The organism is Archangium gephyra (assembly GCF_042230915.1).
GTDB classification, from domain to species: Bacteria; Myxococcota; Myxococcia; order Myxococcales; family Myxococcaceae; genus Archangium; species Archangium gephyra_B.
On the sequence record NZ_CP102578.1, the window covers coordinates 4,551,212 to 4,576,604 of the forward strand.

25 protein-coding genes and 1 pseudogene are annotated in these 25,393 nt (G+C 69.6%); 16 read left to right on the forward strand and 10 right to left on the reverse strand.

The features are described from left to right. Positions 1–162: 162 nt before the first annotated feature. Positions 163–732: pseudogene (locus NR798_RS18265) on the forward strand (DsbA family protein); the annotation flags it as partial. A gap of 86 nt (positions 733–818) precedes the next feature. Further along, positions 819–1,469, forward strand: coding sequence for a tetratricopeptide repeat protein (locus tag NR798_RS18270; protein WP_375772760.1), 651 nt, complete (start codon positions 819–821; stop codon positions 1,467–1,469). Between the two features lie 4 nt (positions 1,470–1,473). On the opposite strand, the gene NR798_RS18275 is transcribed toward NR798_RS18270, so the two are convergent. Next, positions 1,474–1,926: an ExbD/TolR family protein gene (locus tag NR798_RS18275; RefSeq protein WP_375772761.1), complete on the reverse strand. Its 453-nt coding sequence runs from the start codon at positions 1,924–1,926 to the stop codon at positions 1,474–1,476. 11 nt (positions 1,927–1,937) lie between these two features. Continuing rightward, positions 1,938–2,654: a MotA/TolQ/ExbB proton channel family protein gene (locus NR798_RS18280; protein ID WP_375772762.1), complete on the reverse strand. Its 717-nt coding sequence runs from the start codon at positions 2,652–2,654 to the stop codon at positions 1,938–1,940. A 126-nt stretch (positions 2,655–2,780) separates the two neighbouring features. Here NR798_RS18280 and NR798_RS18285 point away from each other — a divergent pair, with 126 nt between their 5' ends. From NR798_RS18285 to NR798_RS18310, 6 genes are all read left to right on the forward strand, one after another. Then, positions 2,781–3,518: a DUF4292 domain-containing protein gene (locus NR798_RS18285; protein ID WP_375772763.1), complete on the forward strand. Its 738-nt coding sequence runs from the start codon at positions 2,781–2,783 to the stop codon at positions 3,516–3,518. An 89-nt stretch (positions 3,519–3,607) separates the two neighbouring features. Next, positions 3,608–4,360 (forward strand): hypothetical protein, encoded by a 753-nt coding sequence (locus NR798_RS18290; RefSeq protein ID WP_375772764.1) that lies wholly within the window; start codon positions 3,608–3,610, stop codon positions 4,358–4,360. 24 nt (positions 4,361–4,384) lie between these two features. Beyond that, a complete protein-coding gene (locus NR798_RS18295) occupies positions 4,385–5,461 on the forward strand; it encodes a hypothetical protein (RefSeq protein ID WP_375772765.1) in 1,077 nt (358 codons plus the stop codon). A 38-nt stretch (positions 5,462–5,499) separates the two neighbouring features. After that, positions 5,500–6,492 carry an ABC transporter ATP-binding protein gene (locus tag NR798_RS18300; protein WP_375772766.1) on the forward strand — a complete coding sequence of 331 codons (993 nt, stop codon included), beginning with the start codon at positions 5,500–5,502 and terminating at the stop codon, positions 6,490–6,492. Continuing rightward, the gene (locus tag NR798_RS18305; protein WP_375772767.1) at positions 6,489–7,520 is read left to right on the forward strand and encodes an ABC transporter ATP-binding protein; all 1,032 of its coding nucleotides are present in this window, start codon (positions 6,489–6,491) and stop codon (positions 7,518–7,520) included. Before NR798_RS18300 ends, NR798_RS18305 begins: the two co-directional genes overlap by 4 nt. A gap of 1 nt (position 7,521) precedes the next feature. Next, positions 7,522–7,929 carry a DUF2085 domain-containing protein gene (locus tag NR798_RS18310; RefSeq protein ID WP_375772768.1) on the forward strand — a complete coding sequence of 136 codons (408 nt, stop codon included), beginning with the start codon at positions 7,522–7,524 and terminating at the stop codon, positions 7,927–7,929. Between the two features lie 8 nt (positions 7,930–7,937). Here the strand turns inward: NR798_RS18310 and NR798_RS18315 are convergent, their stop codons facing one another. Then, positions 7,938–8,900 carry a LysR family transcriptional regulator gene (locus NR798_RS18315; RefSeq protein WP_375772769.1) on the reverse strand — a complete coding sequence of 321 codons (963 nt, stop codon included), beginning with the start codon at positions 8,898–8,900 and terminating at the stop codon, positions 7,938–7,940. A gap of 115 nt (positions 8,901–9,015) precedes the next feature. Here NR798_RS18315 and NR798_RS18320 point away from each other — a divergent pair, with 115 nt between their 5' ends. The 4 genes from NR798_RS18320 (at position 9,016) to NR798_RS18335 (ending at position 14,268) form a co-directional block, all read left to right on the forward strand. Then, the gene (locus tag NR798_RS18320) at positions 9,016–10,068 is read left to right on the forward strand and encodes an NAD(P)-dependent alcohol dehydrogenase (protein ID WP_375772770.1); all 1,053 of its coding nucleotides are present in this window, start codon (positions 9,016–9,018) and stop codon (positions 10,066–10,068) included. A 96-nt stretch (positions 10,069–10,164) separates the two neighbouring features. Continuing rightward, positions 10,165–12,033, forward strand: a complete 1,869-nt coding sequence (locus NR798_RS18325; RefSeq protein WP_375772771.1) for a DUF362 domain-containing protein — start codon at positions 10,165–10,167, stop codon at positions 12,031–12,033. A 205-nt stretch (positions 12,034–12,238) separates the two neighbouring features. Beyond that, positions 12,239–12,871: an RNA polymerase sigma factor gene (locus NR798_RS18330; protein WP_375772772.1), complete on the forward strand. Its 633-nt coding sequence runs from the start codon at positions 12,239–12,241 to the stop codon at positions 12,869–12,871. After that, the gene (locus NR798_RS18335; protein WP_375772773.1) at positions 12,868–14,268 is read left to right on the forward strand and encodes a zf-HC2 domain-containing protein; all 1,401 of its coding nucleotides are present in this window, start codon (positions 12,868–12,870) and stop codon (positions 14,266–14,268) included. Before NR798_RS18330 ends, NR798_RS18335 begins: the two co-directional genes overlap by 4 nt. A gap of 108 nt (positions 14,269–14,376) precedes the next feature. Here the strand turns inward: NR798_RS18335 and NR798_RS18340 are convergent, their stop codons facing one another. The 7 genes from NR798_RS18340 to NR798_RS18370 are packed head-to-tail and all read right to left on the reverse strand — an operon-like array spanning position 14,377 to position 20,862. Then, positions 14,377–15,084, reverse strand: a complete 708-nt coding sequence (locus NR798_RS18340) for a hypothetical protein (RefSeq protein WP_375772774.1) — start codon at positions 15,082–15,084, stop codon at positions 14,377–14,379. Then, positions 15,081–15,308: a hypothetical protein gene (locus NR798_RS18345; protein WP_375772775.1), complete on the reverse strand. Its 228-nt coding sequence runs from the start codon at positions 15,306–15,308 to the stop codon at positions 15,081–15,083. Before NR798_RS18345 ends, NR798_RS18340 begins: the two co-directional genes overlap by 4 nt. Then, the gene (locus tag NR798_RS18350; protein WP_375772776.1) at positions 15,305–16,099 is read right to left on the reverse strand and encodes a hypothetical protein; all 795 of its coding nucleotides are present in this window, start codon (positions 16,097–16,099) and stop codon (positions 15,305–15,307) included. Before NR798_RS18350 ends, NR798_RS18345 begins: the two co-directional genes overlap by 4 nt. After that, positions 16,096–16,833, reverse strand: a complete 738-nt coding sequence (locus NR798_RS18355; protein ID WP_375772777.1) for a hypothetical protein — start codon at positions 16,831–16,833, stop codon at positions 16,096–16,098. The genes NR798_RS18350 and NR798_RS18355 overlap by 4 nt, the downstream gene beginning before the upstream one ends. Next, complete coding sequence (locus NR798_RS18360; RefSeq protein WP_375772778.1) at positions 16,830–17,978, reverse strand: TadE/TadG family type IV pilus assembly protein; 1,149 nt, start codon at positions 17,976–17,978, stop codon at positions 16,830–16,832. Before NR798_RS18360 ends, NR798_RS18355 begins: the two co-directional genes overlap by 4 nt. Before the next feature lie 9 nt (positions 17,979–17,987). Continuing rightward, positions 17,988–19,958, reverse strand: a complete 1,971-nt coding sequence (locus NR798_RS18365) for a pilus assembly protein TadG-related protein (RefSeq protein ID WP_375772779.1) — start codon at positions 19,956–19,958, stop codon at positions 17,988–17,990. Between the two features lie 4 nt (positions 19,959–19,962). After that, complete coding sequence (locus tag NR798_RS18370) at positions 19,963–20,862, reverse strand: TadE/TadG family type IV pilus assembly protein (RefSeq protein ID WP_375772780.1); 900 nt, start codon at positions 20,860–20,862, stop codon at positions 19,963–19,965. Positions 20,863–21,138: 276 nt separating this feature from the next. Here NR798_RS18370 and cpaB point away from each other — a divergent pair, with 276 nt between their 5' ends. Genes cpaB through NR798_RS18390 form a run of 4 tightly spaced genes read left to right on the forward strand, consistent with a single transcriptional unit; the run spans position 21,139 to position 25,391 of the window. Then, positions 21,139–21,963 (forward strand): Flp pilus assembly protein CpaB, encoded by an 825-nt coding sequence (gene cpaB / locus NR798_RS18375; protein WP_375772781.1) that lies wholly within the window; start codon positions 21,139–21,141, stop codon positions 21,961–21,963. Positions 21,964–22,015: 52 nt separating this feature from the next. Continuing rightward, a complete protein-coding gene (locus NR798_RS18380; protein WP_375772782.1) occupies positions 22,016–22,861 on the forward strand; it encodes a type II secretion system F family protein in 846 nt (281 codons plus the stop codon). Between the two features lie 9 nt (positions 22,862–22,870). Further along, on the forward strand, positions 22,871–23,761 hold the full coding sequence (locus NR798_RS18385) for a type II secretion system F family protein (protein ID WP_375772783.1): 891 nt from the start codon (positions 22,871–22,873) through the stop codon (positions 23,759–23,761). Positions 23,762–23,795: 34 nt separating this feature from the next. After that, complete coding sequence (locus tag NR798_RS18390) at positions 23,796–25,391, forward strand: FHA domain-containing protein (protein WP_375773788.1); 1,596 nt, start codon at positions 23,796–23,798, stop codon at positions 25,389–25,391. Positions 25,392–25,393: the final 2 nt, after the last annotated feature.

Below are 25,393 nucleotides of genomic sequence, written 5' to 3' on the forward strand. Positions count from 1 at the left end.
GGTCGTCCCCGCGTGTAGACCCTCACCCTGACCCTCTCCCAGAGGGAGAGGGGACATCCACGGTGTCAGTGGCGGGCGCCCTCCCGCGGTGTTAGGTGTCCCCGCATGAGCGAACTCGTGACGATCAGGGTGTGGTCGGACTTCGTTTGACCGTGGTGCTACGTCGGCCTCGTGGAGGTCGAGAAGCTGAAGAAGGAATATGACGTCCAGGTGGACTGGCGTCCGTACTTCCTGCGTCCGGAGACGCCGCCCGAGGGCTTGCCCCTGCCGGCCTACGTGCGCGAGCGGATGAAGGATCCGAACAATCCCCTCAAGCGCCGGGCCGCCGAGGCCGGGTTGAAGATGGTGGAGCGCGACATCATCCCCTCGACGCGGCGTGCGCATCAGGCGGCGGAGTTCGCCCGGGAGCAGGGAAGGCTTGAGCCGTTCCATGCGGCGCTGCTGCGGCGCTACTGGAGCGAGGGGCAGGACCTGTGGCAGTGGGACACGCTCCGAGGCGCGGCGCAGGAGGCCGGCCTGGACCCCGAGGCGATGCAGCGGGCGGTGGAAGAGGGCCGCTACCGCCAGGTCGTCGAGGACGCCGTCCGCGAGGCGCAGGAGATGGGCATCCAGGCCGTGCCCACTTTCGTACTCGGGGACCGCTTCGCCCTGCAGGGCGCCCAGGAGTACGGCGTCTTCCAGCAGGTGATGCAGCGCCTGGGCATCCAGCCGCGTGCTCCGCGTCCGGGTTGAGTGAGAATTTCCGCCCGCGCTGAGTGGGAATTTCCGCCCGCCCGGCAACTCGCCCGGCGGGTGTGGCGCCCGGGTAGAATGGCGCCATGCTCTTCGGAAAGAAGGCTCCGCCCACGCGTGCGGAGCTCATTGTCGAAGCGGATCGCGCCCGTTCCAAGGGCAAGCTCAAGAAGGCGATTGCCGGGTACCGCAAGGCCCTGGAGCTGGAGCCGAAGGATCCGTCCGTCCACGTGAAGCTGGCGCCGCTGCTGGCCCGGGTGGACGAGGGCGAGGCCTCGCTGAAGAGCTTCCGCACGGCGGCCCAGGTGCACCTGGACATGGGGTTCGCCGACAAGGCGCTGGCCGTCTACACGCAGGCGGCGGAGACGTTCCCGGCGCAGGTGAACCTCTGGCAGCAGGTGGCGCAGATGAACCTCGCCAAGGGGCGCCGCGCGGATGCGGTGAAGATGCTCCTGCGCGGCCGCTTCTACCTGCGCGCCAAGAACGAGCGCCGCGAGGCCATCGCCCTGCTCAAGGAGGCGCTCGCGCTCGAGCCCACGCTCTTCGAGCCGCGGTTGGACCTGGCGCTGCTGCTGTCCCGGCACGGGCTGCCGGCCGAGGCGATGGCGTTGCTCGAGCCGATGCTGAAGGCGCTGACGGGAGCCCAGCTCCGGCAGGTGCGCTGGACGATGCTGCGGGTCTCCCCGAGCCTCGGAGCGCTGTGGCGGTGGATGCGCGCCTCGCCCGCAGGCGCCTGAAGCCCTACTTCGAGTCGCGCACGCCGATGGCGAGCTGGCCGAGCCCGACGCTCTTGGCCATCTCCATCACCTGCACCACGGTGCCGTGGGAGACGCCCTCGTCGGCCTGGACGATGACGACGGTGTCCGGGTTGTCCTGCTGGGCCTTGGCGAAGGCGCGCTTGAGCTCGTCCTCGCTGACCACGTTGCCGCCCAGCACGAAGCGCCCGTCCGAGAGCACCGCCACGGAGAGATCCGTGGCGCGCGCCGTCACGTCGGTGGTGCCGCCCTTGGGCAGGTTCACCTTGAGGCCCGTCTGCGCTCCTCCCGGGGCCTGCTGGACGATGACCGAGCTTGTCACCATGAAGATGATGAGGAGCACGAGGAAGATGTCCGTCAGCGGAGTGATGTTGATCTCCGCGAAGCCGACGTCCTCACCGTTGCCATCGGGATCCCCCGGAGTCTTGCCCATCGCCATAGGGGTGGTCCTCAGGCCTCCGGCTGGGAACGCGTCGCGTCCACCGCGGCCGGAGCAGTGGGGGAGGCGGATGCCGGGGCGCCGTTCACCGGACGCTCGCGCAGCAGCTCGGCGAACTCGTCACCCATGAGCCGCAGCTCCACGAGCACCCGCGACAGCCGCGCCTGGAAGTAGTTGTAGAAGGCCATGGCCTGCACGGCGACGAGGATGCCCACCGCCGTGGCCACCAGTGCCTCGGAGATGCCCGTCATCACCGCCGCGCTGCCGCCCGAGCCACCCGCCTGCACGTCCAGGCCCAGGTCCTTGAAGGACTTCATGATGCCGGCCACCGTGCCGAACAGGCCCACGAACGGCGTCAGCGAGCCGATGGTGGCCAGGATCCACAGGTTGCGCCGCAGCCGCAGGCCCACCTGGGCGCGCTCGCGCTCCACGGCGGACTCCACCCCGTCACAGCTGCCCCGGGTGCGCTCGAGGCGGTCGAAGCCGGCCAGGAAGATGTCGGCCACGGCGGCGTCCGAGCGCTCGGTGGCGGTGCGCGCCGCGGTGAGGTCCCCCCGCAGCAGGTGCTTGTGCACGGTGTCGCCGAGCGCCCGGGAGCGCTCACTCACCCCCCACAGGGCGATCAGCCGCTCGATGGCCACACCCAGGGCCACCACGGAGGCGAGGAGGAGGGCGGCGAGGGTGACGCCACCGATGCGCAGGTAGTGGAGGAGGTCGGAAAGGCTCATGAATGGTGGCCAGACAGGTCGGCCTGGCGCGAGACTAAAGCCATGAACCGCGCAGCCGCAGCAATCTTCCTGGCTCTCTTATGTTCAGGCTGTCCCAAGCGCATCGATTTCGGCCCTCAGGGTCCCGTGACTGACGCCGGGGAGCTCTTCCGCCTGGTGAGCGCCGCCCAGGACCACGTGGCCACCCTCCAGGGAGACGGGAAGCTCCGGGTGGAGTCGCCCCAGGGCTCCGGCACCGTCTCCGCCTTCCTGGCCGCCTCCCGGCCGGGCCTGCTGCGCGTGGAGATGTTCGACTTCTTCAACCGGCCCATCGCCGTGCTCGTCACCGACGGCCAGCGCTTCGGCCTGCTGCAGTTCCAGGAGAACAAGTACTACCAGGGGCCGGCGACCCCCCGGAACCTCTCGCGCTTCCTGCCCGTGGCCCTGCCGAGCGAGGAGCTGGTCTCCGTGATGCTCGGCAAGGTGCCCTTCATCCCCGCCGAGCGGATGACGCTCGCCCTGGACGAGAAGGAGCGGGTGTACGTCCTCACGCTCCACCGGGGCGCGGTGTCCCAGGTGCTCCACGTCCACCCCAAGTACCTCCGGGTGGTGCGCAGCCAGATCCGCGGCCTCCAGGCCTATGGCCTCGAGTACGACCACTTCAAGGAGCAGGGGGACTTCGTCTTCCCCCACGAGGTGACGCTCCGGGCTCCCACGGCCGACACCTCCGTGGGCCTGCGCTACACCGGCATCACCCTCAACGAGTCCCCGGACCTCACGCTCTTCGACCTCGCCGCGCCCGAGGACATCCCCGTCGTCGAGGTGGACGAGGGGGGCCAGACCCTGCCTCCCGTCGAGCTGCCTCCTGCCTCGCCCGGTTCTTGAGCGGGCAACGTCGATAATCCTGCAATGGTTGGAACTTCAGGTACACTGACCGGACCGGCGGGTCCGTTCGGACTCCCCGCGACTGCGACATGGCACAGATCAAGCTTGGTGAACTGCTGATCAAGGCGAACGTGCTCCAGGAGAGCCAGCTCAAGGCGGCGCTCGCGGAGCAGGCGAAGTGGGGCGGGAAACTGGGAGAGATCCTGGTCCGGATGAACCTCGTGTCCGAGGACATCCTGGTGAGGGCGTTGTCCAAGCAGCTCGCCATTCCGGCCGTGAACCTGGACGCGGTGAAGGAGATCCCCCCGCACGTGCTCAACAAGGTCCCGCTGCAGACGGCGCGGGACTTCGCGGTGCTGCCGCTGCAGTTGCGCGACGAGGGCAAGACGCTGGTGGTGGCCATCTCGGACCCGCTCAACGTGCGGCAGCTGGACGAGCTGCGCGCCGTCACCAAGTGCCGCATCGTCCCCAACGTGGCCGGGCGCACGGCGATCGCCCGGGCCATGGCGCGCTTCTACGATGACCAGGGCGAGCTGGCCGACGCGGACACCAACTTCAAGGTCGTGGACGCCCAGGGCCGCACCGTCGTGAAGAACATGAACGCGCCGACCGCGCCCCCGGTCGCGGCGCCCTCCAGGACTCCGGCCCCGGCGCCCATGCCGCCCGCTCCCTCGCGCGAGATGCCCTCGGTGCGCGGTGGCAACGGCAGCCCCGTGGAGCTCCTGCGCAGCGTGGAGGAGGTGCAGCGCAAGGAAGTGGCCGCCCTCAAGGCCATGGTGGAGCTGCTCATCGAGAAGGGTGTCTTCACCCGCGACGAGTACCTGGCGAAGGTCAAGCGTTAAGCCGTCCAGTCCCCCCGTTCCTCCATGCGCAAGAAGATCGGCGAGCTGCTCATCGAGTCCGGCGCGCTCAACCCGGAGCAGGTCCGCAAGGCGCTCGGCCAGCAGCGGACCTATGGCCAGGGGCAGCGCCTGGGCTCGGTCATCGTCGCCCTGGGCTTCACCGAGCCCACCGCCGTGGCCCAGGCCCTGGCGCGCCAGTTCGATCTGCCCTTCGTCCGCCTTCCGGAGGTGATTCCCCCGAAGGTGCGCGAGCTCGTCACGCTCGACTTCCAGGCCGAGCACCGCTTCGTGCTGTTCGGGCTCGAGCGGGAGGCGCGCGGCGAGCGGTTGCTCGTGGCGGTGGATGATCCCTCGGACCTGACCGTGGTGGGCGAGCTGAGCTTCCAGCTCAACAAGCCCATCCGCGTGCACGTGGCGGCCGAGGACGACATCGATCGCGCGCTCGATCTCGTGAGTGGCCGGGGGCTGCTGCTTCCGGAAGACGACGCCCAGGGACCGCCGGTGTTGGAGCCCGTGAGCGAGACGCCCTCGTCGGCCGCCGCCGCGGTGTCGGCCCTGCTCGACTGGGATGCGCCCCCTTCGCCGCCGCCCCCCGACGATGACGACGGCATCACCCTCATCACCCCGAGGTCCGCTTTGAAGCCAAAGCCGCCGACGCCCCCGGCACCGCCGCCCTTCGATGATGAGGACGAGGACATCACCCTCATCACCCCCAAGGCCTCGCCGAGGGCCAAGGCCTCCGCGACCCCGCCTCCACCGCCGCAGGAGAGCGAGGATCTCCTGGATGAGCTGCTCGGCGAGCCCGAGTCCGAGCCGCCGGCTCCGTCCGCCGCGCCGGGCCAGCAGGGCGTGCCGGTGGTCGTCTTCGGAGGGGCCGCGAAGGGCCTGCCGCAGCCGCCGCCGGCTCCCCGGCCTCCGGACATCACGGACGAGGACCTGGCGGTGCTCGAGGACCTCGAGCGGATGGCGGATGGCGCCGAGGCGACGCTGCACACCGAGAAGGTGAAGCCCGCGCGCATGGTGGCCAGCCTCATCCGGCTGCTCATCCGCAAGCGCATCATCCGCGAGGAGGAGTTCCTGGAGGAGCTGTCCCGGAAGTGATGCCCCGGGCCGGGTGTTGAGGCCCGGCCGTGAGCCCCATGTCCGAGCCCCTCCTCGACGTCCGTGGACTGAAGACCCAGCTCTCCCTGGAGGAGGGCCCGGTGCTGGCCGTGGACGACGTGTCCTTCTCCATCCCGCCTGGCGGCACGCTGGGCGTGGTGGGGGAGAGCGGCTGTGGCAAGAGCCTCACCGCGCTCTCGGTGATGGGGCTGGTGCCCGAGCCGCCCGGCCGGGTGGTGGGCGGGCGGATTCGCTTCCAGGGTGAGGATCTGCTCTCGCTCCCCGAGGCGAAGATGCGCCGCATGCGCGGGCGCCATCTCTCCATGGTGTTCCAGGAGCCGATGACCTCGCTCAACCCCGTCTACACGGTGGGCGAGCAGATCGCCGAGGGGGTGCGGCTGCACCAGGGGTTGTCGAAGGCCGCCGCGCGCGAGCACTCGGTGGAGATGCTGCGCCAGGTGGGGATTCCCGCTCCCGAGCAGCGCGTGGACAGCTATCCGCACCAGCTCTCCGGCGGCATGCGCCAGCGAGTGATGATCGCCATGGCGCTCGCGTGCGGGCCGGAGTTGCTCATCGCGGACGAGCCCACCACGGCGCTGGACGTCACCATCCAGGCGCAGATTCTGGAGCTGCTGAAGCGGTTGCAGTCGGAGCGCCGCATGGCGGTGATGCTCATCACCCATGACCTGGGCGTGGTGGCCGAGAGCTGTGACGCGGTGGTGGTGATGTACGCGGGCCGGGTGGTGGAGCGGGCCCCGGTGAAGGAGCTCTTCCGCCAGCCGGCACACCCGTACACGGCGGGACTGCTGCGCTCCATTCCGGCCCTCCAGGACACGGGTGGGGCAGGGGAGCGCCCGCGGTTGAAGACGATCCCCGGCATGGTGCCGAGCCTCCGCCGGCTGCCCGGGGGATGCCGCTTCCGGGACCGGTGCGAGCGCGCCCAGGAGATCTGTGCCCGGGTGGAGCCGGCACTGGAAACCAAGCGCGAGGGCCAGGAAGCCGCGTGCCACAACCCGGTGCCCGCGCCATGACCGAGCCCCTGCTGCAGGTGCGCGACGTGAAGACGCACTTCCCGGTGCGCGGGGGGTTGCTGGGGCGCGTGCGGGGCACGGTGAAGGCGGTGGACGGGGTGGGCTTCGACGTGCGGCGCGGCGAGACGCTCGGCCTGGTGGGCGAGAGCGGCTGCGGCAAGAGCACCCTGGGGCGCACGCTGCTGCGGCTCGTGGAGCCGACGGCGGGCTCCATCCGTTTCGAGGGCCGTGAGCTGACGGGCCTCTCCCAGCGCGAGCTGCGGCCCCTGCGGCGGCGGATGCAGCTCGTCTTCCAGGATCCGTACGCCTCGCTCAACCCGCGCATGACGGTGCGGGACATCCTGGGCGAGCCCTTCGCCATCCACGGCCTGGAGCGTGGCGGCGAGCGCGAGGCGAAGGTGGCCGAGCTGTTGGACCTGATGGGCCTGCCGCGCGACGCGCTGGGCCGCTACCCGCAGGAGTTCTCGGGAGGGCAGCGCCAGCGCATCGGCATTGCCCGGGCCATCGCCCTGCGGCCGGACCTGGTGGTCGCCGACGAGCCCATCAGCGCGCTGGACGTCTCCATCCAGGCGCAGATCGTCAACCTGCTGGTGGACCTGCAGCGCGAGCTGGGGCTGACGTACATCTTCATCGCGCACGATCTGAAGATCGTCGAGTACGTGTCCACGCGCGTGGCGGTGATGTACCTGGGCCGCATCGTGGAGCTGGCGGACGCGGCGGACCTCTACCGGAAGCCGCGCCACCCGTACACGCAGGCCCTGATGTCCGCGGTGCCGGTGCCGGATCCCGAGCACAAGCGCTCGCGCATCATCCTCCAGGGGGACGTGCCGTCTCCGCTCGCGCCACCGCCCGGGTGCCCCTTCCACCCGCGCTGCCCGTACGCCATGGAGCGCTGCCGGCGCGAGACGCCGCCCCTGTACGCACTGGGCAACGGGCACACCGCCGCGTGCTTCCTCGTGGAGGACGAGGCGCGGAAGACGACTCCAGCGGGGCCGGACGCGGGCGCGCCCCAGAACGTGGGAGGGTAGGGTGTTCTGGCTCAGTCACCACCACGAGGAGGAGTACAACCGGACGTACCTGCTCGGCGGCGTGCGGGTGTGCGCGCGCTGCCTGGGGACGTACCCGGTGCTGCTGGCCGTGATGGTGGGCCTCTTCAAGGTGCGAGCACCCCTGTCGTGGCAGTGGGACGTACCGCTGGTGCTCGGCCTTACCCTGCCGGCGCTGGTGGACTGGGCGGTGGGCCGCTTCCGTCCGGGCGGTGGCTCCAACGCCGTGCGTACCCTCACCGGCGTGCTGCTGGGCGTGGCCCTGGGCCGCTCGTTGTTCGTCCACCTCCAGAAGCCCCTGCCGCCCATGCTGGTGTGGCAGGCCGCGCTGGTGGCCGTGGTCGCGCTGCCCGTCCTGCTCATGACCTACGGAGGGCCGAAGGACGGGTAGGCCCAGGGTCATGCTTTTCGCGGTGGGCGCGGGCTCGCGGGGGCCCGTGCGCCTTCCGGGGCCTCCCTCTTCTTCCGTGGCGCCGCCTCACGGGCCACGTCCACGAAGGCCCGCAGCGCGGGCGAGACCTGCGCGCGGCTGGGGAAGTAGAGGAACAGGCCCGGCACCAATGCCGCATAGGGCTCCAGCACCACGCGCAGGGTGCCGCGCCGCAATTCCTCCGTCACCATGGGCTCGAACGCGTAGGCGAGCCCCACCCCGGCCTCCGCCATCCGCAGCATCAGGTGGCTGTCTGAGGTGATGACGGGGCCCCGCACCGGCACGCGCCAGCTCCGCGCCCCGCGCTCCAGTTCCCACTGGTAGATGCCTGACGTCGTGTTGGAGCGGATGCAGATGCAGTCATGGGACAGCAGCTCGTCCGGCGTCTCCGGCGTGCCCCTCTGCTCCAGGTACGAGGGCGCGGCCACCACCACGAACCGGCACGCGTCCGACAGCCGGACCTGCACCATGTCCCGCTCGATGGACTCCGTCAGCCGGAGCCCCGCGTCCAGCCCCTCGGCCACGATGTCCACGAAGCGGTCCTCCACCCGGACGTCCACCTCCACCTTCGGGTAGCGCGCGAGGAACCGTGGCAGCAGCGGCGCGATGAGGGTAGACACCGCGATGGCGGGCACCGTCAGCCGCACCCGGCCCGTCACCTCCCCCGGCTGCACCACGGCCGTCCTCAGTGCCTCCAGCGCCTGGTCCACCGCCGGCCCGGCGTTTTCCAGCAGGCGCCGCCCCGCGTCCGTCAGCGCTACACTCCGGGAGGTCCGCGTGAGCAGGGGGACGCCAAGCCGCTCCTCGAGCTGGCGGACGGACTGGCTCAGCGCGGAAGGGGAGATGCCGAGCTCGACGGCGGCGGCCGTGAAGCCGCGCTTCCGGGCCACGGCGAGGAACGCATTCAGGGAATTGAGCGGGGTAAAGGCCATCGTGAAGTATTTCTAAATGGCCCATGTGAATCCTGCCAGTTTCGCCCGCTGTTCCCGGAGAGCATACCTGGGGGCGAGTGGCTCCCAGGCCACGACAACTCCCAAGGAGAACCCCATGCCGAAGACTCCCGCCTATGCCGCCCCCGCCGCTGGAAAGCCGCTGGCGCCCTTCTCGTTCGAGCAGCGCGAGGTCGGCCCCCATGACGTGCTCATCGACATCCTCTACTGCGGGGTCTGCCACTCCGACATCCACCAGGCCCGTGACGAGTGGGGCGGCGCCATCTTCCCCATGGTGCCGGGCCACGAGATCATCGGCCGCGTCAAGCAGGTGGGCCCGCAGGTCACGAAGCTGAAGGTGGGCGACATGGCGGGCGTCGGCTGCATGGTGGACTCGTGCCGCGACTGCCAGACGTGCCGCCGCGACCTGGAGCAGTTCTGCGAGCGGGGCATGGCTGGCACCTACAACAGCACGTACATGGACCGGAAGACGCCGACCTACGGCGGCTACGCCTCCCGCATCGTCGTCACCGAGCACTTCGCGCTGAAGGTGCCCGAGGGGCTCGACCCCGCCGCCGCCGCGCCGCTGCTGTGCGCCGGCATCACCACGTACTCGCCGCTGCGCCAGTGGAACTGCAAGAAGGGTGACCGCGTGGGCGTGGTGGGCCTGGGTGGGCTGGGCCACATGGCCGTGAAGCTCGCCGCGTCCATGGGCGCGGAGGTGACGGTGCTCAGCACGTCCCGCGCCAAGGAGGCCGACGCGCGCCGCCTGGGCGCCCAGGGCTTCGAGGTCACCAAGGACGCGGGCACCTTCAAGAAGCTGGCGGGCCGCTTCGACCTCATCCTCGACACCATCTCCGCCCCGCATGACTACAACCAGTACCTGCGCATGCTGCGCCCCCAGGGCACCATGGTGGTGGTCGGCGTGCCGCCGGAGGCGGTGCCCGTGAACGCGTTCTCGCTCATCGGCGGGAACAAGCGCCTGGCCGGGTCGATGATCGGCGGCATCGCCGAGACGCAGGAGATGCTCGACTACTGCGCGAAGCACAACATCGTGTCGGACATCGAGATCATCCCCATCCAGAAGATCAACGAGGCCTACGAGCGCATGCTGAAGGGCGACGTGCGCTACCGCTTCGTCATCGACCTGGCGAGCCTCGAGCGCGCGTAGCGCAAGCGCGTCCGCTCGGCGCCTCGCGAGGGCGTGGAGCCGCTTTTTCCAGGGCACCCACGCGCACCGCGTTGGCTGGGACTAGAGTGCTCGCCAATGACGAAGGGCGAGCAGGCCCCGCGCACCGAGACGGTCGCGGGGGAATTCCAGCGGAAGCTCGACGCGTGGGCGGAGCGGTTTCGCGGACGGCCCACGGAGGAGCTTCGCGCGCTGCTGCTGCTCGCCCTCGAGCGCGAGCGCATTGTCGCCGTGGCGTACCGCGATGAGGTGATGCGCGAGCGCCTCGCGTCCGTGACGATGCCCGAGGAGAGCCGCGCCCTCATGCGTCAGGCCCTCGCCTGGGCATGGCGCGACGAGGAGATGCACGCCACCTATACGCGCGGCGTGCTGCTCCGGATCGGCTCCGTGCGCGTCCGGGTGGCCACGTGGTTCTCCCACGTCGCGGGAGCGCTCGCCGGCTGGGCCATCGCCGTCCGTCACCACACGTCCTTCGCTCGCGCGCCGATCTCCACGCTCATCGCCACCTCCGTCATGCTCCTGGGCAGGCTGGGCGGCAAGGTGCCGAGGCCCATGCGCCACCAGCTCCGGCGGCTCACGCTGCGGGAGTATTGCGCGCTCCAGGTGGACGCGGAGGAGAGCGCCTCGCTCGGGTGGAGGCGGATCGCCCAGGTCGCCGCCCAGGTGCCGGGGCTTCCTCCGGACGCGGGCACGTGGTTCTCGCGCATGCACTCCGACGAGGACAAGCACGCCCGCATCTTCCGCGCGCTCATGGAGACGCTCGGCGAGGGGGATGCGGTCCTCGCGCCCACCGGCTCGCTCGTCTCCGAGGTGGGCCGCGCTGATGAGCTGTTCCTGCCTCGTGCGCTGCGCTCGGACCCTCTGCGCTCGCACCCCGTGGGCCAGGGGGGGCGCGTCGTCGTCCACGTGTCGCCGGCCGGTGAGTCCAAGCAGGATGCGCTCCGCCGGGCCGTGGAGGACGCCGGGCTCGTGGAGGTGGTCCGCGCCAGGGCCGAGGCGGTGGGCCGGCCGATCTCCTCGCTCCGGGTGCTCCTGCGCGTCAGCTTCATGCTGGGCTATCACCGCGACGACCGCTCCAACATCACGGATCCGGAGCTCGTCGAGGCCCTGGCGCTGCGGCTTCGCGAGCTGGGCATCGAGGACATCGCCGTCGCCGATGCCGGCAACCTCTACGACCGGTTCTTCGACGGGCGGAGCGTCCACGAGGTCGCGCGCTACTTCGGTTTCACCTCGCCCGCGTACCGCATCGTCGACCTCGAAGCCGAGCAGGTGCCGCACGCATACAGCCGCGGCATGGCGCAGTCGACGATCGCCCGCTCCTGGAGGGACGCGGAGCTGCGCATCGTGTTCTCCAAGGCCCGGAGCCACCCCGTCGATCTCGCGCACCTCTCCATCGCCACCATCCAGGGCGTGGGCGCCCGGTTCGACGAGTTCCTCTTCGCCGAGCGGTTCGCCAGCCGGGAGACGGCGCTGCTCATGCCGCTGCTCGACTTCCCGCCGCACTTCGCGCTCGTCGACGCCTTCGAGCACGCGGCGGATGGGCTGGTCGGAATCCTCGGCTGCCGACGTCCCCCCGCGCCTCGCCGCCTCTACGCGGGCGCGGACGCGCTGGCCGTGGATCTCCTCGCGACGCGCCACCTCGGGGCGGGCGAGCCCCTCCAATCCCCGCTGCTCCGCCTGGCGTGTGACTGGTTCGGGGACCCGCGGGGTGCCACCCGGCTCGTGGGCACCGACGAAGCCATCCCCGGGTTCCGCGCTCCTTATGAGATGGAGCTGCACGCGCTCATGGGGCTGCTCTCGATTCCCGTCTGGCAGTTCGCCAGTGGCCGGGGCGCGGCGTTCCTGCCGGACATGGACACGCGGGCGTTTCCGCCGAGAGCCGGCCGCGGACAGGGCCCGTTCTGGCGCCTGTACCGGGCCCTCATGCGCGCCCTGGTCGGCCCCTGAGCACGCTCGGCCGCTCGCCCCGTGCGGGCCGGTGCGGGCCCCTCCTGGAGGAGCGGGCGGGCGAGCCTGCCCTGATGACAGAGCCCGCGCTCCCTGTCATTCTCGCCACTTACAGAGGGCCAAAATCGGGTAGACCCGATTCCCCCTTCGCCCGTTAATCCAGCGGGAGGGGTGAGGACAGGCATAGGGCCCTGGAAACGGGGGAGTGTTGGGACCGGAGACCTCAGACGAACGGCTGATGCTCGCCTTCCGGGCGGGGGATGCACGTGCGTTCGAGGTGCTGGTGCGCAGGCACCGGACGCCGGTGTTCAACTTCATCCTCCGTTTCACCGGCCACCGTGCGCGGGCGGAAGACGTGCTTCAGGAGACGTGGCTGAAGGTGGTGCGCAGCGCCCCGGAGTACGAGGCGAAGGCGAAGTTCACTACCTGGGTCTACACGATTGCGAGGAACCTCTGCGTGGACAGCGCGCGCAAAGAGAGCTACCGGCAGGCGGCCTCGCTGGAGGCGCCCACGACGGGGGCCGAAGGTGACGAGGGCCGGCCCCTGGGCGAGGCCCTCCCCGACGAGGGCGTGAGCCCCGAGCGCGGTGCCTACAACGCCCGCGTGCGGCCGCTGTTGGAGCGCGCGCTGGCCAGCCTCCCGGAGGAGCAGCGCGAGGTGTTCGTCCTGCGCGAGTACAGCGGCATCCCCTTCAAGGAGATCGCCGAGGTGACAGCGGTGTCCGAGAATACGGTGAAGAGCCGGATGCGTTATGCCCTCGAGGGCCTGCGCCGGCGTCTGGCTGAGCTCGGAGTGGATGGTGACCTGGCCGAGGACGGAAGGACGGTGGCGGGATGAAGACCCAGGGGACCCACGCACACGAGGATCGGCTGCTGGACTTCGCCTATGACGAGCTGCCGCCGACCGAGGCCCGGTTGGTGGAGCAGCACGTGCAGGGCTGCTCGCGCTGCTCGGAGACGCTGGCGGATATCCGGGGCGTGCGCACCACCATGTCCCGGCTGCCGCTGGAGTCCGCGCCGGACGCGGGGTTGGAGTCGCTGCTGGCATACGCGCAGCAGTCCGCGCGCCGGGCCGCCGCGGGTCCCGAGCCGGCGCCTCGCTGGTGGCGCCGCCTGCTGGCGCCCGCGTTGAGCGTGGCGGCCCTGGGCGTCTTTGGCGTCGTGGTCGTCCAGGTGAATCGCGAGGTGGACCTCAGCCCCTCGCTCGTTGTCCAGAACAAGGAGGCTCCGCGGGAGAAGACGCCCCGCCGCGGGGAGCCGCCGGAGCTTGCGGACGCCGCTCCCGCTCCCGCTCCCGCTCCCATGCTCGAGCCCACCGCCGCTCAGGCGCAGCCCTCCAAGCCCATGCCGACCAAGGCGCCTTCGAAGAAGGGCGTGATGAGTGGCTCCCTGCGGGAGGACTGGTCCAATATAGGAGCGGGCAGCGCTGGCGGCTTCCCGGACAAGAAGCTCGCGCTGGACAGCGACTCGGAGGCGGGTGGCCTCGATGTGCTCGCCAGCAAGGAGTCGAAGAGCAAGCGCGACGCGACAGGCGGCAGGGTGATGCCCTCCGCGCCGATGCCGCAGCGTGCCGAGCCCGCCCCGGAACCCGTTGCGGAATACGCCAGTCCCGCCGAGTCCGAGTCCGTGCAGGAGTACGCGCCGCCCGAGCCGCAGCAGACGATCCGTGGCTCGGCCTCGCGTCCGGCCTCGGTGGCGAGCAAGGACTTCGCGGAGGATGACGCGTACGCGCAGCAGGCCCCCGCCGGGCGCGCCCAGGTGGCCAGTGCGTCGCCGCCGCCGCCACCGCCTGCCGCTCCCGCGCAGTACCAGCCTTCGGCGGGGGCCGCCGGGCCGGTGGCGCAGGCGGGGGTGGAGTCCAGGAAGAGCGAGGCGGCGCCGAAGGCCGCGGAGAGGGCCGCCGCGAGAGTCTCTCCCTCGCCCGCGGAGCTCATGAGGCAGGCGGAGGTGGCCAACCGCTCGGGAGACTGGGCGCAGGAGGTGGCCTTCCTGCGCGCGGCGCTGTCCGCCGGAGTCCGGGGCTCGCAGCGGCTGGACGTGATGTCCCGGCTGTGTGACGCGGAGTTCGCGCTGGGCCGCCGGCAGATCGCCGTGCAGGTCTGCAAGGGTGTGGTGGCGGAGGCGCCGGGTTCGAGCGCGGCTCGGCAGGCGCAGCGCCGTCTGGAAAGCGCGCTCGAGTCCCCCGCGGATGAGAGCGACAGCGACGTGAAGGCCGTGTCGCCCGCCAAGAAGTAGAAATCCCTCCCCAGAATCCCTGCCCAAGATCCCTCCCTCTCCCTCCGGGAGAGGGTCGGGGTGAGGGTGCCCGTATCCGTACCGCTGCCCGTGCCCCACGGCCGCGGCTCACGGATTGAAGATCCCCCGGAAGACGAGGGGCTCACCCTCGGGAGACCGCAGAGGCCAGGGCTCGCCCGTGGACGACACGCCCACGGGGTGGAGCTCATAGGCCACGCCGCCCTCCATGACGTAGAGGAGCAGCGTGCCGGGAGGAGCATCCGAGGGCAGCACCTCGGGCGAGTCCACCTTCTGGATACGGAAGGGCAGGGGGGCGAACGAGCGGGTGCGCACCGGCGAGGGCATGCCCTGGGAGATCTGCTCCAGCGCCGCCTGCCAGGGGCCCACGTCCTCGGAGACAGCGCCCTGGGCCTGCAGGGAGCTGACAGTCCCCTCGTGGAGCTTCCTCGCCACCTCGAGGATCTTCAGGTTGGCGGAATCGGCGGTCCGTCCGGCGACGAGCCCATCGTGCTGGCCCCAGAGGGTGAGCACGAGGGCCGCGAGGATGAGCAGGGACCAATGCAGCCGGGCACTGCGCCCGCGTGCGCTCTGCACGAGCACAGCGGTCATGCCCACCAGCGCCGCGAGCATGGGCAGGAGCAGCTCCAGGCGGGGAGGGGGCCCGGGGTGGAAGGGCTGGAGCTGGGTGCGGACCAGGTGCACCAGCTCAGGGGAGCCCGCCGCGAGACACATGGCGGTGAAGCCGCCGAAGACGAGCCCGTGGACGACGCGGAGCGGGAGCGGAGAGGACTGCCGCGCGGCGGAGGACGGCTTCACGGGAACGGCAGGTTCAGCACGAAGTAGAACGAGTCGTAATAAACCTGGTACGCGCGCAGGAAGGCGTCGATGACGTTCATCTTCTGCTTCCCGTCGCCGAAGTCGACGCTCATCGTCAGGATGAGGCCGAACACGAGGATCCAGTTGATGAAGGAGTACTCCACCATGGCCTGTCCGCGGCGGTGACGGCGGCGGAGCTGGGGGCGAGGAGTGTGGGTCTTCATGGTCGGTTGTCCTCCGGCGGACCCGGATCGGTATCAGAGTGTGACATGGGTTGGAAGTGGGGGGGAAGACTGCTGGCCGGTTCCAGGGTGATCTTCTTGTCACTGGGGGAGGGGGGCACCAGGCGGGGCCGGGCGTCCAGGCCGTAGTCGCGCACCTCCAGGGAGTAGCGGATGGGGGGGAACTCGATTTTCGCCAAGCGCAGGATGGGGACCTCCCGGCTGACCCAGTAGCGCTTGAGGACGAGCTGGCGGTAGCGGACCTCCAGGGGTTCGGCCGTCACGGTGCCCGCGAGCGTCATGAGGGGCGTGGGCGGCCCCCGGCTCACGGTCGAGCCCTGTCCTCCGGGCAGCCGCGCTGAGGGGGGCGGAAGGGCGGGGCGGGGCGGCTGATTCCCAGGCGTGCCGAGGAAGAAGGGCAGGGCGGCCGAGTCCACCTCCTGGAGCTTCTCGAAGCCCTGAGTGACGAACAGCCGGGAGACCCCCTCCGTGCGCAGCCCGGTGCCACGGGCCACCAGCATGAGGAACTGTCCCAGCGGGGCCTTCAGCGCCGGGTGCTGGCCGAGCTCCATCTCGACCCACACGGCATCCCGGCCCTGGGCGTCCTTCTGCTCGGCGACGACGGCCAGCCGCAGGAAGCCCGGCTGGGGGCCCCCTTTCATCTGGTACGTCACCCACTCGCCCACGCGAGCGTCCAGCCGCCCGGGAGCGGCCTCGAAGAGCAGCCCGCGCGACACCTCCGCCGGAGCGGCACCCAGCAGGAGCAGCGACAGGGCACAGACGAGCGTGCTCATGGCGTTCCCTCGCGAGCCTGGCGCACGGCATCGGCGTTGGGCATGCCATCGGGCCGGTCCGTCCCCACCCAGGCCTGAGAGATGGCCACCCGTGAGGGTGCCAGCTCCACCAGGGTGGTGAGCATCTGCTCGGCGCCGCGCGCGTACTCGAGGACGAGGGTGCGCTGGCCATCCAACTTGCTGCCGGACTCGCGGACGGGCGCGTAGCCCGCGGAGGTGAACCGGGTGGCGAGCTCCTGGCGCATGGCATCCAGCCCGCGCTCCACCACCTGGGTGCGGTGCAGCGAGCCTCCAGCCGCGTCGCGAGAGCCCACGTCCGCGCTGAAGAGCGCGCCCTCCACCTGGATGAAGTGACCGCCGCCGGTGCTCGCGGGCTTCTCGTACAACCACAGGTCCTTGAGCACGGTGAAGCCCACCGTCTTCCCCAGGTGGGTGCGCAGCACGACGGCCCGCTGGAGACCCTCGCGCGTGAAGAAGGCCGACACCACGGCCTCGCGTTGCAGGTCTCCATTCACGACGACGGGATAGCCCTGCTTCGTCCAGAAGCCATGGAAGTACCTCGCCACCTTCGTGAGGGAGTCCGTCGTGGTGAAGTACGCGAGGCGATGGTGCTGGCCGCCGATGAGCAGATCCTCGCCGATCCGCGTGTGCACGGTGCCGGGGTAGACCGCGAGCTCTTGCTCCGCGCGCGACGGAGAGGCCGACAGCAGCAGGGAAAGAAGAAGGGCGCTCACTCGCATGGGATCTTCCGTTCGTTCTTGTCGTCGGACGTACTGGGGTCCAGGCCGGGCAGGTGGGGCGCGTCCGCCTGAGCGTGCTTGCAGCCCATGAAGTGGCCGCCGCGGGCCATGAACATCTTGCGGTAGAGGGACTGGTCGTAGGCCTGGGTGTCGCGGAACGGGGCGGTGTCGAAGCAGCGCTGGGCCGGGTCATCGAGGCCGGGGTACGCGTTCACGTTGTTGAGCCCCATGGGAGCGCCGTGCTTGCTCTTGTTGCAGCCACGGCCGCTCTCTCCGGGCACGTAGTTGTGGGACACCACGAAGGGGCCCTGGAAGTCGGGCAGGAGGAAGCGGGCCACCGCGCCGAGCCGGTCCAGCTCCACCTGGTCCAGGTAGCTGCCCACCCCGAGGAACTTCATCCGGTCCACCTGCAGGTGGAGGCCATGCCGCGAGCCATCGTCATGCACACCCGCGCGCTTGGGCTTCATCAGGGCATCCCCGCCATCGGGCAGGTGCCAGCCGTTGGCGATGAGGGTGTAGCGCTCCTTCACCGGCAGGTTGCTCAGGTCCCTGCCTCCCCAGTTGTCCACGTCGAAGAAGCCGTGCTGCTCCTTCTGCAGGTAGCGGCGGGGCAGCACGTGGCTGGAGAGCGTGCTGGTGGTCTCCACCTCCACCTGTCCCCGGGTGTTGAAGCGGAAGTGTCCGAACAAGCCGCCGAGCGTCTTGCCCATCGCGGCGGCTGCCTCGGGGCCCTTGCCGCCGGCGCCCTCGGGAAAGACGCGGCTCAGGTCGAGACCCGCTACGTCCTGGTTGCTCATGCTCACCTGCACCGGCGCGGCACGCAGCATCGTGCCGAACCGGCCCTCGGGCTCGATGGAGTCGAGGTCCGCGTAGCGCTCGGCGGCCTCCTTCACCGCTGCCCTCATGGCGAGGCCAAAGGCCCTGTCGTGGTCCGCCGTGGCGTAGTCGCTCAGGGTGTAGCTGGTCATCTCCCAGGCGGCATACCGGCTGGCCTCCTGCAGCTTGAGCCGGGCCCGGATGACGTCGCTGAGGAAGACGCTGAACATCAGCATGGAGACCAGCAGCGGCACCACGAGCGCGAGCTCGACGATGGCGGCGCCTCGCCGGAAGGACTTCCGTTGTAGACGAGAGTGGATCATGGCGGGGCCTCAGTGGGTGATGAACCGCGCGGGCGCGTCCTTCAGGCCGCCGGGCAGTGCGTCCGCCAGCTTCCCCACGAGCGGCAGCGAGTCCTTGCCCTGCCAGACCGCCGCCAGACGAGGCCGCCAGTACGGGTTGAAGAAGTTGGGTTGCTCGGTCCAGTTCCCCGGCCGGTGGTAGTACGTCTGGCCTCGGGAGATGACGCTCATGCCAGGCGAGCCTCCGGGCCCCAGCGTGTCGCCGCCGTTCTTCAACTCCAGCGTCTCGGACGACGCGCCGAAGGCGAAGGTGAGCTTGCCTCGGGAGTTGAGCTGGCCCGGGGTGGGGCGGAACGCCTCCGCGCTCTTGTTGAGGAGCACCCAGGTGGAGGGCTGGTTGAAGTCGTCCCGGCGCCCGGCCATGACGGCGATGCCAGGCGTCTCGTTGAAGCTCTCCGCGCAGTCCTTCGCGTAGTCCCCCGGTTCGAAGTGGGGGAAGGGCACGAGCCCCGGCCAGGGGTGGTTGCGGTCCTTCGGGTCGATGCGGACGTTGGCCACGTACACGGACATCTCGAAGAAGCACGCACCCGGGACACTCGCGAGGCAGGTCCTGGACTCGTAGAGGCCCACGTTCCGGTCCTCCTGCTTCGAGGCCTCTCCCGGGAACACCACGCGCCAGTGGATGCCGTTCTCGCGAAGGTCCGTGCTGCTCATGGCCCACACACTCGTCTTCAGCGTGTCGTTCCTGTCCTCGCGCGGGTCACCCCAGCAGTCGCGCCAGGTCCGCGTGTCACCCGGGCCGGGCTGCTTGGGGCAGCGGAACGGGTTGAGGAGCCGGGTGCCCCCGAGGTTGACGGAAGCCGGCCCCGGCAACTTGATGAAGTAGGGGTCGTCCGCGCCGAGGACATCGCCCTGGGCGAGCATGCCCATGGGCAGGTGGGGCAGGTCTTTCGACTCGCGGAGCTTGTTTCCGCCCCTGGCGTTCTTGCTCCCGCCCTCGCCGAGCCGGTAGGTGAGGAAGCGCGTCTGGCCCCACTTGGGGATGCCGTCGAGCACGCCCTCCAGCGGCGCGAGCCACCGGGGGATGGGCATGAGGTTTCCCAATTTCCGGTCGGTGACGAGCGACTCGGGGCAGGCACCGTCCTTCGCGTCGCACGCGAAACGCGAGGCGTTGGTGATGCCCGCCATCACCCGTTTGGCCCGGGCCGTCTTGTCGGTCTCGTTACGCCTCGTGGGATCCAACGGCTCGAAGGGATTGACCGGGCTGAAGGGCGTCCCATTGGCCGCCTTGTCATGCGCGCGGCTGTAGAGGCACTGGTTGATGAGGCCCGCAAGTGTCTGGGGGACGAGCGAATCCACCTCCGGATCGTTCGCCTCGATGACGGCGTGGGAGGTGCCCATCACGTACGTGGACGTGGCGAGCATCACCGCGGTGGCCGCCCCCGCCATCACCGCGTTGAGCATCCTGTGCCCGGGCACCACCACCAAGCCAATCGCCCGGTCGATGGGCTCCATCACCGGCTTCATGAGGAGCAACATCCCTCGGAGCACCGTGAAGACCAGGTCCAGCCCTCGCATGATGACGTTGATGGAGGGGAGGGTGTCGAGCAGGGTGCAGACGCTCGACCAGAAGAGGCCGTCCCGGCTGTCCCGGGGGAAGCACGGACCGATGGTGCGCATGAACCCGTAGAGGTCCGTCAGGAAGGCCTGGACGGAGAACACGAACGAGTCCAGCGACTGCCACATCATCGCCGACACGTAGTGGGACACCTGCGTGCGGTTGGTGAACGCGTAGAAGTTGAACGCGCGGGCCTCCATGGCCGCCGTGGACCAGGCCGCCGCGTCCGCCGTGTTCTGCAGGCGGATCCGCTCGTGCACGCCCTGCCCGAGGTTCACCGTGGTGATGAGCGCGATGCTCAGCACGAGCATCAGCAGGCACGCGAGCACGAGCGCCTGGCCTTCCTGCCGCTTGAAGCCATGTCGAAGAGCGCGGGTGAGCATGGCGTCACAGCCCCCAGTCCGGGTTCAGGTGCATCAGCCACTTGGAATAGAAGTTCGACTGCATCCGCAGGCTGTACGTGGCCGTCAGCGGCATGAAGTAGCGCCGGTCCTTGGCCAGCCCCCACAGCACGCTCATCTCCTGCCGGTAGAGCGTGGCGAAGCCTCGCTGGTGCTCCAGCCCGCGCACCGGCGCCGTCACCTTCGTGGGCTGGTGGAGGGCGCCTCCCAGCGTCACGCCCGCGTTGGCCGCCCACCACGCGGTGAAGACGAGCCAGTTGGCGAAGGGCACGCGCAGCTCGTACCAGTAGCGCACCCGCACGCTCAGCACGGTGGCCTTGCGGTACACCTCCTCGGCATCGTCCGGCAGCGCGAGGTTGAAGAACCGGGCCAGCTTCGTCTCCAGCGCCGGCACCTGCGGGTACCCATCCGGCCCGTCGAAATCCAGCTCCCGCCACTCCATCGCCGAGCGCAGCTTCCACACGCTCCGCACCGGCGAGTACCAGGACGGGTTCACCGTATCCACGCGCACCAGTCCGAACAGGGGCGCGCCGTTCACCGCCGCCGGCACCACCGAGTCCCGCGTCGGCCACGGCAACCGCCGCAGCATCTCGTCCTGGAGACGTGCCCGCGTCCACGTCCTGGCCAGGCTCGGCGGCGTGTCCGTGCGTCCCAGCGTGGGCAGCAGCGCCACGAGCGCCGCGTCCCGCATCCGCTCGGGGTTGCCGTTCCACACGATGCCGGAGCGCGCCGCGCAGTACGCCGCGTACTCCGTCATCAACTTCGCCTGCTGCATCAGCGTCAGCTGCAGCAGGCCCAGGCCCAGGAAGACCATCAGCGGCAGCACCAGCGCCGACTCGACCGCCGCCTGGCCCGACTGCCTGCCTGCTTGGGGATTTTCAGTCATGGACGCCGCTCTGGAGCGACATCCGTGCCACCACCTCCGTCACTCGGCGGTGACGTCCGGGCGGCGTCTCAGAGGGAAGACCCCCCTCCACGCGGGGGACTCCATCCCGCCAGAGCCGAACAATCGGGCACCCGGGAGATCGTGACTTTGACACTTTGCATGGTCGCTGGATAACATCCTACCCGCTGGTGCCCCGGGCCCCCGCTTTGCAAAGCAGCTGCGCCACCTACGAGTTCCGCCCCCCCGGGCGCTCCCCGCTTTGGAGGTCTCCGAGACATGCTGAAGGGTAAGACACCGCTCTTTATCGCGCTGGCGCTGGGCCTGCTGGCCGGCATCATCGCGTGGTCCGCGATCAAGAAGAAGGAATCGGATGTGCGCCGTGGATGGAACCTGGTGCCAGTCGTCGTGGCCTCGGCGGACATCCCCGAGGGCACCGTCATCAGCTTCGACATGATCAACCAGCGCTCGGTCCCCGAGCAGTTCGTCACCTCGTCCGTGGTGAAGCCGGACTCGGCCACCTACGTGGTGGGCCAGAAGGTGCTCGTGGCGCTGCAGCAGGGTGACCCGCTCCTGTGGAGCCAGTTCGAGACCACCAAGGCCGCCGAGCGCCTGTCCACCAAGGTGCAGAAGAAGGTGCGCGCCATCACCATCGAGTCCAAGCCCACCACGTCCGTGGGCGGGTGGATCCGCCCCAACGATCACGTGGACGTGATTGGCACCTTCCGCGACCCCCAGACGGACGAGAACGTCGCCGTGACGCTGCTGCAGAACGTCATCGTGCTCGCCACCGGCAAGGTCACCGGTACCACCAACGTCAACCTCATCCCCGAGCACCAGCGCGAGTACTCCAACATCACGCTGATGGTCATCCCGGAAGAGGCCGAAATCCTCACGCTGGCCAGCGAGCTGGGCAACCTCACGCTCTCGCTGCGCAACGAGGAGGACGTGGACATGATCGAGGAGCGCGGCCGCGCCACCATCAGCACCCTGCTCTCTGGCGAGCGCACCCGCGTGCTCGAGCAGAAGCGCCGCGAGATCATCCAGATCATCAAGGGCGGCTCCTCCGAGAAGAACGCGGTCGGCTCCTCCGGTACGCCGTAGTCCTCCCCCGGTCCGTTTTCCTTCCCCCCGCAGCTGAAGGAAGTCCCCGCGCATGCTGGCCGGAATCGTCCTACTCCTCGTCACCGGGTGTGTGTTCTTCCTCAGCCTGGTGATCTTCACCGTCCTGGCGAAGGCCTACGAGCAGTACCAGGAGCGGTACGTCGTCAAGTCGATGAACGACTTGAGCGACATGTTTCTCTTCATCGATGCCCGTCAGCTGCTGGTGCTCAACATCGCCAGCATGTGCTTGTTGGGCATCCTGTCGTACATCATCTTCAACCCCATCCTCTGCGTGGGCGCCACGATCTTCGGCTTCTTCCTGCCGATCATCCTGGTGAAGCACTACCGCAAGCGCCGCATCAAGAAGTTCAACGTGCAGCTGGTGGACGCGCTGCAGGCCATGGCCAACGCCTTCAAGGCCGGTCTCACGTTCCCCCAGGCCATCGAGCACGTGGCGCGCGAGGCCCAGCCGCCGCTGGCGCAGGAGTTCGGCCTCTTCGTGAAGGAAGTGAAGCTGGGCGTGCCGTTGGAGGAGGCGCTCGTCAACATGGGCCGCCGGGTGGGCAGTGACGACCTGGAGCTCGTGGTGGTGGCCACCAACATCGCCCGCCAGCTGGGCGGCAACATGGCGGAGATGTTCGAGACCATCTCCAGCGTCATCCGCGAGCGCTTCCGGCTCGAGGGCAAGATCGACGCGCTCACCGCCCAGGGCAAGCTGCAGGGCTGGGTGGTGGCCGCCATGCCGGCCATCCTCGGCATGGTGCTCAACTACATGCGGCCGGACCTGATGGAGCCGATGATGGACCACTGGTTCGGGTATGTGCTCGTGACCGTCATCGCCATCATGGAAGTGCTCGGCGTGATCATCATCCGGCGCATCGTCAACATCGACATCTAAGGAGTGGCCGTGAGCGACATCCTCACCAATACGTTGATGGGGGGCTCTGCGCTGATGTTCGCGGCGTCGATGGGCTTCCTCGGCTTTGGCGTCTACCAGAACTACTTCTCGCAATTCGTCAACGAGGTGCGCGACGAGTCGAGCGGTGGCATGGCCGGCATGGGCTCGGTCACCATCCGCAAGCTCGGCGCGCTCAACCGGCGGCTGATGTGGCCGGGCTACGAGACGAAGATGCGCAAGAAGCTCATCAAGGCCGGTGAGCCCAATGCCCTCAAGCCCGAGGACATCATGGCGCTGCAGGAGATCAGCGCCGTGGTGGGCCTGCTGGCGGGCCTCGTGCTGTTCAACGCGGTGAACGAGAACCTGGCCTGGTCGCTCGTCATCGCGCTGTTCGGCATGTACTACCCGCTCATCTGGGTGAACGATCAGGTGAAGAAGCGCCACCTGCAGATCTCCCGGGCGCTGCCCTACAGCCTGGACCTGCTGACGCTGTCGGTGGAGGCGGGTCTGGACTTCACCGGCGCGCTGGCCAAGGTGGTGGAGAAGGGCAAGTCGGGCCCGCTGCGCGAGGAGCTGCAGATCGTCCTCAAGCAGCTGAAGATGGGCAAGACGCGCGAGGAGGCCCTCAAGGCGATGATCCTCCGGGTGGATCTGCCGGCGCTCACCACCTTCGTCACCGCGCTCATCCAGGCGGACAAGATGGGCACCAGCCTCGGCAAGGTGCTGCGCATCCAGTCCACCCAGCTGCGCATCGACCGCACCCAGCGCGCCGAGAAGCTGGCGGGCGAGGCCCCGGTGAAGATGCTCTTCCCGCTCATCGCCTGCATCTTCCCCACGGTGTTCATGGTCCTCTTCGGACCCATCGTGTTCCAGTTCATGTTCGGAGACGTCGGGGGATAGGGCCCTGGGCTTCCAGCTCACCATCGTCAAGGGCCTGCAGCAGGGGAAGGAGCTTCTCTTCGAGCAGGCGGAGATCCACATCGGCCGCACCACGGAGAACGACGTGGTGCTGCAGGATGCCGGTGTGTCGCGCAAGCACGTGCGCATCTCGGACCGGCTCGGGCGCTTCTACGTGCAGGACCTGGGCAGCGCCAACGGCACCCTGGTCAACGATGCGCTCCTCGCCGGTGAGCGGGAGCTGCAGAACGGGGACCGCATCGCCCTGGGGCCGGTGGAGTTCGTCTTCAAGGAGGTCGTCCACGAGGACGACGCCACCCGGCCCTTCATGCCGGTGGAGGACGACGACGCCACCCGGCCCATCCGCCGCAACCTGGTCCCTCCCCCGGGGCCGGCTGCGCACGTGGACCCCTCCTTCCTGGAGCCCCTGCCGGGGCCGTCTCAAGCCGATCCCTTCCTTCCCACCGCGCGCCTCGAGCCGGGGGCCTCGGGGCCGCCCGTGCTGCGTCCCGTGCCGGCGGCTCCGGCCCTTCCGGGGGCGAATCGCCCGGAGACGCGGGCGGAGCTGCTGGCCGTGGAGCCTCCCACCACGGCCCCGCTGTCCCGGTCCGAGTCCCGTGCCGCTCCCGTCCGCGCGGCCGCCGCTCCCGCCGCCGCCCCCGTGCGCGCCTCGTCCGGTGCCGACGGCCTGTCCGCCGCCGACAAGGCCCGGCGCCGCCGCGAGCTGAATGAAACCCTGGGCGGCCAGCTCGCCCTGTGGTGGCTCGAGCTGTCCCGCGGGGGGAAGATCGCCCTGGCCAGCGTGGCGTTCGTGTTGCTGGCGGGCGCGGTGGGCGCGCTCGCCGTCGTCTTCCGGCCCGCGCTGGAAGGGGTGTCCCGGGGCCCGGAGCCCACGTCGCTCGGCCTCCAGGTGGTGCCGGACTCGTTCGGCCTGGGCGAGGGCGTGACGTGGGAGCAGCCGGACCAGAAGCTCTTCGACTTCGAGTTCGTCTCGCCCACGCGCGCCGTCGCCGTCCTGCGCTACCAGGCCAGCGGCATCTCCAAGGACGAGGTCAGCCTCACCGTCAACGCCACGTCCCTGGGCTCGGTGCCTCCGGACCTGGCCACCTCCTCCGAGCGGGAGATCCAGCAGATCATCTCGCCCACCGCGCTCAAGCGGAACGAGCGCAACCAGTTCGTCTTCGACAACGTCCGCAACCCCCCCGGCCGTGACACCTGGCGGGTGTGGAACCTGCGGCTGGAGATCATCCCCGTGCCGGACCTGCCCCCGGGCGAGCTGCTGGAGACGGCGCGCGACTACGTGGCCCGGGCGCGCGAGTTCTACGATCGCAAGGACGTCGGCGCGGAGAACCTCTCGATGGCCTGGGAGAACTACCGCTCGGCGTGGATCACCCTCGAGGCCCTGGACGAGAAGCCCGAGCTGTACGATGACGTGCGGCACATGATGGGCCAGGTGGCGGTGGACCTGGACCACAAGTGCGGACAGCTGATGCTGGAATTCCAGCGGTACCTCCAGTTCAAGGACAAGAAGCGGGCCAGGCGCATGGTCGATGAGATCCTCCGGCGCTTCCCTACACCGGCGCATCGCTGTCACAATCTGGCGCTCGAAAAAGCCAACGAGAACGGGCTGTGAGG